8 protein-coding genes and 1 pseudogene are annotated in these 9,599 nt (G+C 46.2%); 7 read left to right on the top strand and 2 right to left on the bottom strand.

Going from position 1 to position 9,599, the window contains the following annotated elements; all coding sequences use genetic code 11:
• Positions 1-491: pseudogene (locus tag IQ235_RS10245) on the top strand (transposase); the annotation flags it as partial.
• Positions 492-495: 4 nt separating this feature from the next.
• Here the strand turns inward: IQ235_RS10245 and IQ235_RS10240 are convergent.
• Both IQ235_RS10240 and IQ235_RS10235 read right to left on the bottom strand, forming a co-directional pair.
• Positions 496-816, bottom strand: coding sequence for a pentapeptide repeat-containing protein (locus IQ235_RS10240; protein WP_441373258.1), 321 nt, complete (start codon positions 814-816; stop codon positions 496-498).
• 11 nt (positions 817-827) lie between these two features.
• A complete protein-coding gene (locus IQ235_RS10235; protein WP_264321371.1) occupies positions 828-1,073 on the bottom strand; it encodes a hypothetical protein in 246 nt (81 codons plus the stop codon).
• A gap of 1,289 nt (positions 1,074-2,362) precedes the next feature.
• On the opposite strand from IQ235_RS10235, the gene IQ235_RS10230 reads away from it, so the two are divergent.
• From IQ235_RS10230 to IQ235_RS10205, 6 genes are all read left to right on the top strand, one after another.
• Positions 2,363-2,617, top strand: a complete 255-nt coding sequence (locus IQ235_RS10230; protein ID WP_264321370.1) for a HetP family heterocyst commitment protein — start codon at positions 2,363-2,365, stop codon at positions 2,615-2,617.
• 520 nt (positions 2,618-3,137) lie between these two features.
• Positions 3,138-4,184, top strand: a complete 1,047-nt coding sequence (locus IQ235_RS10225) for a sulfotransferase domain-containing protein (protein WP_264321369.1) — start codon at positions 3,138-3,140, stop codon at positions 4,182-4,184.
• 88 nt (positions 4,185-4,272) lie between these two features.
• Complete coding sequence (locus tag IQ235_RS10220; protein WP_264321368.1) at positions 4,273-4,860, top strand: GNAT family N-acetyltransferase; 588 nt, start codon at positions 4,273-4,275, stop codon at positions 4,858-4,860.
• Between the two features lie 62 nt (positions 4,861-4,922).
• Complete coding sequence (locus tag IQ235_RS10215; protein ID WP_264321367.1) at positions 4,923-5,996, top strand: calcium-binding protein; 1,074 nt, start codon at positions 4,923-4,925, stop codon at positions 5,994-5,996.
• Positions 5,997-6,183: 187 nt separating this feature from the next.
• Positions 6,184-7,848: an FG-GAP-like repeat-containing protein gene (locus IQ235_RS10210; RefSeq protein ID WP_264321366.1), complete on the top strand. Its 1,665-nt coding sequence runs from the start codon at positions 6,184-6,186 to the stop codon at positions 7,846-7,848.
• Between the two features lie 342 nt (positions 7,849-8,190).
• The coding region (locus tag IQ235_RS10205; protein ID WP_264321365.1) for an SNF2 helicase-associated domain-containing protein at positions 8,191-9,599 on the top strand (1,409 nt) is incomplete at its 3' end.

Below are 9,599 nucleotides of genomic sequence, written 5' to 3'. Positions count from 1 at the left end.
GCATTCTTATTTAACCTCGGTACTAGACCCGAGAGTTCTCCCTCCCTATGTGGTCGCCGATTTATACCGACGGCGATGGCGAATTGAAGAAGCTTTTAATGTGGTCAAACGTCTTTTAGGACTGAGTTACTTATGGACGGGTTCTCTCAATGGAATCAAATTACAGATTTGGGGAACCTGGCTGTTTTATGGAGTTTTGGTAGATTTAGGGGATGCCGTAGCTGACGAGATGTCCGAACCGTTCGAGCGCATTTCTTTGGAGATGATTTACAGAGGTTTGTATCATTTTCAGGTGGCTCATCAAAAGGGATTGGCTGCTGACCCGGTGAGCTATTTTGCCGCACCCCAGAATCGAGATTTGGGCATTAGCTCGACGAAAACCCAAAGTCAAGTTAATTATTGCTCCCTTTCCAGCATCGCCCCGAACATCTTCACCGTTTTTCTTCGAGCCATCCTCCGCAACTCCCTTGACGACTGGCTTTCAGCCTTAACTTGTCACCCATGGGCTCCGCTTAAGTCCGTTCCCATGAAGCAGGCATCTCTCAAATCGGCTCCTGCGAGATTGGCTCCTCGCAAATCCGCTCCGGTAAAGTCCGCTCCCGTTAAATTTGCCTCCATAAAGTGGGTTTCTCTTAGGTCTGTTCCCCGTAAATCCGCTCGATACAAATCCGCTCCCATTAAATTAGCTCCGCATAGTTTTGCTGCAGTCAAGTTCACTTGACGCAAACGAGCTTCTTTTAGGTTTGCCGCCACCAAATTCGCGCCCTCTAAGATGGCAGTATCGAGTGTTGCTCCGCTCAAATCGATTCCTGGCAAATCGACTAAGCTCAAATGTTCGTCACATTGACTTGACTGAAGTGCCGTTCTCCGGCAGCGTATCGAGCTAGTAATTCTTGAGAATGCAGGTTTGAAGGTTCGAAGGTTACAATTTGACGGCTCAACCAAGACCGCTGTGATAGCGAAATTGCTTCGATCGAAGTTTGAAAGGGTTGCACTTCGAGTCTAGTCCGATTGTCGATTGAGTTGGGTGTGGCATTGAAGGAAACAGTCAACGGACTCATCATCTTCTTCATGGCAAACCTCTCTCGTGCTCCAAATAAGGGGGTGACCGCTTTTTCTCGATTGGGTTCACGCCCCGGACATGACTAGCATTGCGCTCTGGATATAGATGTCATTGCAGAAAATCTCTGGACTTTGAGAGAAGATCTCAGGAAAATACAGGTTCGGTATCACTCGAATGCATTCAAAAACTCGATCGGAGCGAGATTATTGTGCTCTATGCTATTATCGGTGCGATCGTTTCATAGAGCGACCTCGATCTGAAGTCATAAGTGTCGCTTAAATAACTTCAGTATTTTAATTTTAGATCGATGTATTAAGCGATATATACATAAAGAATCGAGCAAAAAGGATGAAATACAAAAGCAGAAGTTATTATTTTAGATTTAGATTTGAAGTTTAAAATTTACTTTTATTTATAGCAATTGTCGGACTTTTGAGGTATCTTATGCAAAGAAAGAAAGGAATCATATCTCTGAGTTATTCCCATACTTTATGTTAAACCTAAATCTCTTTCTCGGATCGTTCGTGATATGAAATCTTGCTATGTTCTACCTCGATCGGGTTAGTCGTTTATTTTTAAGATTCATGAATATACTCGATCTTAGAATCGGAATTTTGTGATAACATAATCAATACTCGTTTAGAAATCTAAACAAAAAACCTTTTTTTGCATTTACTTCTTAAAAAAATAACTTTGATTCGGTTCTTCTGATTTTCAGTAAATTTAAACTTCATGTCAAACAAGAAAAAACTCAAAAAATGAAAATGTTTGTAAAGCAATTTTTTATATTTCTGACACGGTCGGAAATATAAAATTGTCATCTAAGTCCAATAAGTCGATCTGGAAACGATCTGCAATATCCCCACGTGTAAACTCATCGACATCTTTCTTCCGTGAAAACTCGTATGAATTTACCAGCACTAACATTGTTGACAATTTATAGCTTACTTCGTCGACAACAGAAGTTTCAAAACATCGAACGTCTTTCATGACTGAAAGAAAGAGGTTTTTCTTTCTCTAGTTTTAATTGGATTAAAATTTTATCTCCTCAAGCAATCAGTCTGAGATAGTCAGTATTCACCAGAGTCATAAATTAAAAATACTCTTGAACATTTGATTTTTAATTCAATTTTCTATTGTCATATATATCTAATTGCCGATCGCAAAGTCATCAAAGTTTCCAGGCAACCAAATCACTCCAAATTTTAATGTAAGGATAACTTGAGAAAAATGATTTTTCGATTTCTATTAGAGATCGAAAATCGAAGTCAAATCTAATAAAATTTCAAGATCGTGAATATGAGCAATCGAACTTCTTATTTCAACGAAAAACTTGAGAAAATCTTGACATCAGAGCAATACGAACATGTTGTTGAAGCGATTATGGCCGGAAAATATTCATGGGCGTGTACTTTAATCTTGCGCTTTGGAGGCGATAATCCTTTAGCCTACATTCCTTACCGAACTTACAATCGGTTAATGAAAGAAAATAACAAAGGTTGTCAACCCAGCAAACATCGATACCGAACTGAGGAAGAAAGACTAGAGCGATGAAACTGACTCTCTAAGATGTTGGAATTTTGCTACTATTATATAAATCTTGAATTAACAAGATTAGTTGACTTAAAATTTATCTTCGAGATTTAAAAATTAATGTTCTTCGTTGTATTTTTAAATCTCAAACAAGGTCCTCGATATTAATTTTTAAATCTCGAAGTTTTCTTGAAGCTGACACTCGTCTGCCAAGCGACTCTGTTGGTGCAGCCATTCCGAAAGAGCTATGGGTATTGCTCAATACTGACCTGTTATTAGTTGATCTAACTTGAGCTGTAGACGACCCAAATCGATCGAGCCATCAAGAGTCTCAGAATAACTTCAGTTTCAGTGACGATATCGACTCGAGAGAAGGTTTTGATATTTCGAGTTTTATATGCTAGATTTCTAGGGTCAAAATCATCTTAATTTCAACTCCTTGCGTCACAATTCCCTTGGAGTTCTTCTAGATGCTGATGGCAAGATAGCTAAAGTATTTCCTGACTTAAGCTTTTTCTTTCTATTTTGAGGTACATCAATCGTGCTAAAAGCGAATTCCGATCGTCAGAACGATGACCAACCCATAACAACGGCTTCCCAAACAAATCGATCGAAACTCAACACGGTTTTATTGCTCGGTCGAGGTCGGTCGGGAACGACATGGCTGGCTCAAATGATGAATTCTTACGAGCATTGCAGTTACAAGCACGAGCCATTCCTTCGCAAAAAATCTACAGATTATAATACTTGGCTTCAACAGATAGAATCGGGTGATGCCAAATCATTACGGTCGGAGTACGAGGCGATCTGCCGCCGAGCTTATCATGGTGTCGATATGCCGCCATTTCCACCCAAAAGCTTTCGCAATCAAAATGGTCAACTTTTGCACCTACTCTACGGTCTGGGAAAGCGAGTTGATGCGATTAAACCGCTGTACGAATGGTACGGCAAAATGCCACTGACCGAACGCACGCCCGTTTTAATTAAAGATGTCAACTTTCCCAATCATCTATTACCCCGCTTGTGCGAGGCGATCGAACCCTATATGCTCGCAGTGGCACGAAATCCATTTGCTAATATTGCCTCGTATCTTAAAGGTGTCGAACTCAGTCTGTTCGGTCAAAGTCAGAAAGCTAAAGTTGAGAGCGTGCGCCAGCTTCTCGAGAGTCCCAATGGCGAAAGGTTTTCTCAGTATCTCGATCGCCTCGATGGAATGTCCCTAGCGCAGTTTGAGGCGCTCACCTGGCGAATTGGTGTCGAACCCCTCGTGGAGTTCGCACGGAGTTACGATCGCGGTTTGGTCGTTGTCTACGATGATGTTTGTCTCGATCCCCACGGTAAAATTGCCGAAATTTTCGATTTTGTCGGCTGGGAAGTCGGTCAATCCACCCGCGACTTTATCGATCGATCGATTTCTGGCGAGAAAAGCTCTGCCAATTCTGATAAGGCATACTACAGTGTCTATCGCGATCCGCGCCAAAGTATGTCGAAGTGGAAAACCCAGCTTACTGACGAACAAGTAGCGGATATCGCTTCGGTGATTCGCGAATCGCCGCTAACGGATTTATGGCCCGATATGCCACTCTAAGTTCAATATCGGTTTGGGATTTGGAGTCAGTAGATGCTGCAAACTCCACAATGAAACGCTTTCAAAGTTGGAGCGTCCAGTTGAGGCTATGAAGGTACGAATTCTCGACTTATCCCCCAACGATGAGGTCAGAATCCATCGAGTTGCTGAGTTACTTTTCGAGGGATTCCAAGAGAACTGTCCCGATGCTTGGCCCGATCGAGTTTCAGCCCTCCAGGAGGTGCGAGACTCTTTTGGGAGCGATCGCTTCAGTCGAATCGCGATCGATTCTAGAGGTGAGATTGTGGGGTGGATTGGTGGCATTCGCCAGTACGATGGCAATGTTTGGGAACTTCACCCCCTGGTTGTGAAAGCAGAATTTCGCCGACGGGGAATCGGTCGAGTACTGGTCGCAGACTTAGAAGAGCAAGTCCGAAAACAAGGAGCACTCACCCTTTGGGTGGGAACCGATGATGAAAACAATCTGACGACGTTGTCGGGGAAGGATTTGTATGCCGATGTTTGGGAACAGATCGCCAACATCGGCAATTTGCGCGACCATCCCTACGAGTTTTATCAAAAGTTGGGGTTCGTCATCATCGGTGTGATGCCAGATGCCAACGGATCTGGAAAACCGGATATTTACATGGCAAAACCCATCGATCGAAATACCGAGATCGATGGGTTTCGGGAATAATTTCGATCGAGATTTTCTTCCATACCGATCGCAAGTGCATAAGTTTTCGACCGCTCCAACCTATGAACGCCACAGGAGGAAATCCACCCTCCAACAACACCATAGATGGAGATATAGTTATGGCATTTATTCCCGGAACACCCGCGTCCGATAACCTCATTGGAAACCCCGTAGCCGATGCGATGTACGGCTTAGACCGCAACGATACATTACGCGGTGGCGGTGGCAACGATCGTCTCTACGGCGATCGCAAACCTGCCTTTTTCCCAGTATTTCCTCTCGTTCTTGCCGGTGACGACGTTTTATTTGGCAATGCTGGAAACGACTCTCTCTGGGGCGATCCGGGAAACGATCGCCTTTACGGAGGTCGCGATGAAGACTTTTTAGATGGAGGATTTGGAAACGACCTTCTTAATGGTGGCTTAGATGACGATACCCTAGTTGGGGATCGTGGAAATGACTCGATGTATGGTAGTCGTGGCAACGACGAAATCTTTGGTAACTTCGGTAGCGACTTGATTTTTGGAGGTTCTGGCAGCGACTCGATTTATGGGGGCCGCGCTCGCGATGTCATTCATGGGGGTCGCGATAACGACATTATTTATGGCGGTCGCGGTAACGATGATATTTACGGTGACGACGGTCGCGACTTTATTGATGGCGGCGACGATAACGATCGCCTCTACGGTGGCGCACAGACCGACCAATTGCTCGGTGGAAACGGTAACGATGTCTTAGTCGGTGTGGATAACGATGATGCCGAACCCGGACGAGGCGAATTCGACATTCTTACCGGTGGTGAGGGGAACGACAAATTTATTTTAGGGCGCATCGGCAAAGCCTTTTACGACGATGGCGTTATCGAAGCAGGCAACTCCGGCGAGGCAGACTTCGCTCGGATTACCGATTTCATCGTCGGTCAAGACACCATTCAACTCAAAGGCAACGAAAACTACATCCTCGAATCCTTCATGGTGGATGGCAGTACCAGTACGCGGATCTTCATCGACCAAGGTCTGTGGGTGGATACCAGCGGTATTTTCTTCCAAGCACGGGAACTGGTGGGAATTGTTGATGGTGTCGATCCCAATACTCTAACTCTGAACGAAGGCGGCCCTCTAACCACGATCGTTTAAGAGGCTTGAAGGTTTTGGAAGCATGGGGCTTCACTATTCCTCCGTCTCTCTTGCTTCCCCTATACCTTGTCTTCTTCTCTTCTTTCCGAATTCCGAATTTAGAATTCTGAATTCTCCCCCCCTCTCCCCATCAGAAATCGACAACGCCACGAACTTGACGATTCGCACAATAATTGGACAAATTATCATGGAAACTTTGAGCTTTGGAAATTTCCGCAACACCCAGTCTCTCGGTCGAATCAGTAGTTTAGAAGAAGATCCGATGATGGGAGCATTAGCAAACGATCTGATGCAGCCTGATACGAGCAACCCATTAGTTGGAGTTGGGCAAGGCGGCAACATCGAACCCCCCGTCGAACCCACCCTCGAAACCGTAGCCCTTGATGGTATTATCCTCGGCGAACGCCCGATCGAAATGCCCGGTGCATTCCGCGAACCGGATACCGTGGACGTGCGCCCCGAACTCGATCCCGACCCCATCATCGGCGTTCCCGTACCTCCCCCAGTATTCGTTCCCGGCGACTTTGAAATTATTCTGCCCCTACCCGACGACCAGTTGTTGTCCCAAAATTCCCCAGGGGTGAAATTCGGTTCTGAGACTTTCGATCGCATGGGAGAAGTGGTCGCCACGGGCGATTTCAATGGCGACGGCTATACGGACCTTGCCGTCGGTTCCCCCGATGAAGATGCCCTGAATGTTGCCGATGCGGGAATGGTAAACGTCATCTACGGTTCCGCCAATGGCTTAAACGCCGCCGGCAGCCAGTTCTGGACGCAAAACAGTCCGGGGATTAGTTCCGGTCAGGGGACTGAAGCGGGAGATAATTTTGGCGAAACCCTCACCGCTGGGGACTTCAACGGCGACGGATTTGTGGACTTGGCCGTGGGTTCTCCCGGTGAAGACGTGTTCGATATCGTCGATGCGGGGGCGGTGAACGTTATCTACGGTTCGGCTAACGGCTTGAACGCCATCGGCGACCAAATTTGGCACCAGGATAGCGGTGAAGCTCAAGCGAGTCCGGTCATCAGTTCCGTTGCGGAAGCGGGCGATCGATTTGGCGGCGCGTTGACGGCTGGGGACTTCGATGGCGACGGCCGGGACGATTTGGCAGTCGGCAGTCCTGGGGAGTCCGTTGGCAATATTGAAGATGCGGGGGCAGCGGTCGTTATCTACGGTTCGGCCAACCGCCTGAGTGCCAACGGTCATCAAACCTGGCATCAAAACCGGACGGGTATTCTCGATGAAGCGGAAACCGGCGATCGCTTTGCGGCAAGTTTGACGGCCGGGGACTTCAACGGTGACGGCATCGACGACTTGGGCATCGGCGTTCCCGAAGAGGATATCGATAACGCCTCCAATGCCGGTGCGGTGAACGTCATCTACGGAACAGCCAATCGTCTCAGTGCGACGGGAGATCAGTTCTGGCATCAAAATAGCTTTGGGGTGCAAGGGGTTGCTCAAGGGGGTGAAAATAGCGAGTTCGGCTTCCTGGGCGATCGCTTCGGCACCAGTCTGACGGCGGCGGACTTCAACGGCGACGGCATCGATGACCTGGGTGTGGGCGTTCCCGGCGAAGACCTCGGCGTGGGTGTCAACAGCATCGATGTGGGTGGGGTGAATATCCTCAACGGTTCCGATAATCGTCTCACGGGGTTGAGCGATCGCTTCGTCTCCCAAGATACCCTCGACATCACAGGCGAACCCCCCGAATCTCGCGATCGCTTCGGCTGGAGTGTAGCCGGTGGCGACTTCAATGGCGACGGTCGTGCGGACCTGTTGACGGGCATTCCGGGCAAACAGGTCGATAACCTAAATGGTGCCGGGGCTGTTGGTGTCTTATACGATGTCTGAGTTGAATCCTGATGGTAATTGAGTAGGGGTAGTGCCCCTGTGCCTACCCCGGCGGCAAGGGATAACCGGGCGCTGGATTACCCCTGCTCATCGCGCACCAGTGTGGCCCAGTACTAGATTGACAAATATTCGGTAATTGCGGGTGGTATTTTTGCGGTACCATCCGCTTTTTTTTGGCGATAAATTAAGTTTTGAAATTTGTTTTGAAATTTGTCCGATTATTGAAGTCATAAAGTCGATCGATTGTTCGATCTTGATGACCTAATTTGACTACTTTTTTTGCCAGATCGCTCAAATCGATCTACCCTTTTTAGAAAGAGTGACTCTGAGTGGAATAACATCATGAAAGTTCTCCACGGAACTTGGATTCCCGAGCACGGCGATGACTTTATCCAAAGCGGTGGTTTTTACCTGTGGGTGGAAACTTCTGAGGTGAAAAAACGGCGAAAAAAGAGCGATCGCCATCCCCGACATTTGGAAGATGAGCAGCTACATGATTTTATCCGCAATGATTTAGGCATCTCAACAGGAATCTCAAGGGGCGATCGCTACGCGCATCAAGTTATCGAGCGAAACTTTCTCCTCCCAAGTACTGAAGAATCTCCCCTACCTTCCCTGGAGTTAGTTCGCTATTTCGAAACAGACGAACCCGATTCGATTCAACTCCAATCTTGGAAAATTGATTGCGTCGCGATCGAGAAGATTATTAAAGTTGTTAGCGATCTGCATTTTTTAGCTTTTTACAACATTCAAGACATTCAGTTCGGCTCCGACTTACTATTTTGGTATCACTATGTCCAATTTTTTAGAGAGATTCTGTTAAAAGACCAATATATTCCAGCACTGACCTATCGAGAGTTGAAACCAAAAAAGAGAAGTAAGAAAATACCTTCTGAAATTTATCCGGGATGGGAGATTGTTTCTTCTCAATACGAATCACGTTTGAAACAGTTTGTTGAATGGATGCCGATCGCCTGTACGACAGGATTTGAAAAATTAGATCGATCGTCACAACTTTGGAATAAAGAAACTCTGCTGCGGCATTTTTCTGAATGTTTGCTACACGATGCTTTAATGCAAACAGCTTTGCCTGCGGTTTTTACGCGCAAAATCGAAAACTCCCTCATCGCCGACTGTCTCTACTTAAATACAACCAAGCTGCCTCCTTTTCAAAGTCGAAGCATTAGCCTAGAAACTTATCAACAATGGCAAGGGTGGCAACATCAAGTTGTTGGCGATCGCGCGAATTCTAATTTTGACTTAGGGTTCAAATTAATTGAAGCCTCGAATCTCGATCTCGAAGCTTGGAAGCTGGAATTTTTGGCGGTGGCCAAAGACGATCCGTCTCTGAAATTGAGTCTAGATGACTATTGGTATCTCGAAACTAAAAACAAAACCCAGATTCGCAAGCAGTTTGGCAAAGAATTTGAAAAAAGTATTTTACTCGAACTCGGTTATGCCGCGCGAATGTATCCGAAAATTTGGAGTGGATTGGAAACAGATAAACCCATTGGTTTGCAACTAACCCTCTCGGAAGCTTTCGAGTTTCTCAAAGAAAGTGCCTGGGTTTTAGAAGATTCCGGCTACAAAGTGATTATTCCCGCCTGGTGGACTCCTGAAGGTCGCCGTCGTGCAAAAATTCGCCTCAAAGCTTCGGAAAAAAATTCTCCTTCCACTTCTACCTCTTCCCAGAGTAAGGGATATTTCAGTCTCGATCGCATTGTTCAATATGAATACGAACTCTCTTTAGG

Origin of the sequence: Zarconia navalis LEGE 11467 (assembly GCF_015207075.1) — a bacterium.
GTDB lineage: Bacteria > Cyanobacteriota > Cyanobacteriia > Cyanobacteriales > Geitlerinemataceae > Zarconia > Zarconia navalis.
Note: the sequence above shows the minus strand (reverse complement) of the source record. Positions and strands in the feature narration are given on the sequence as shown.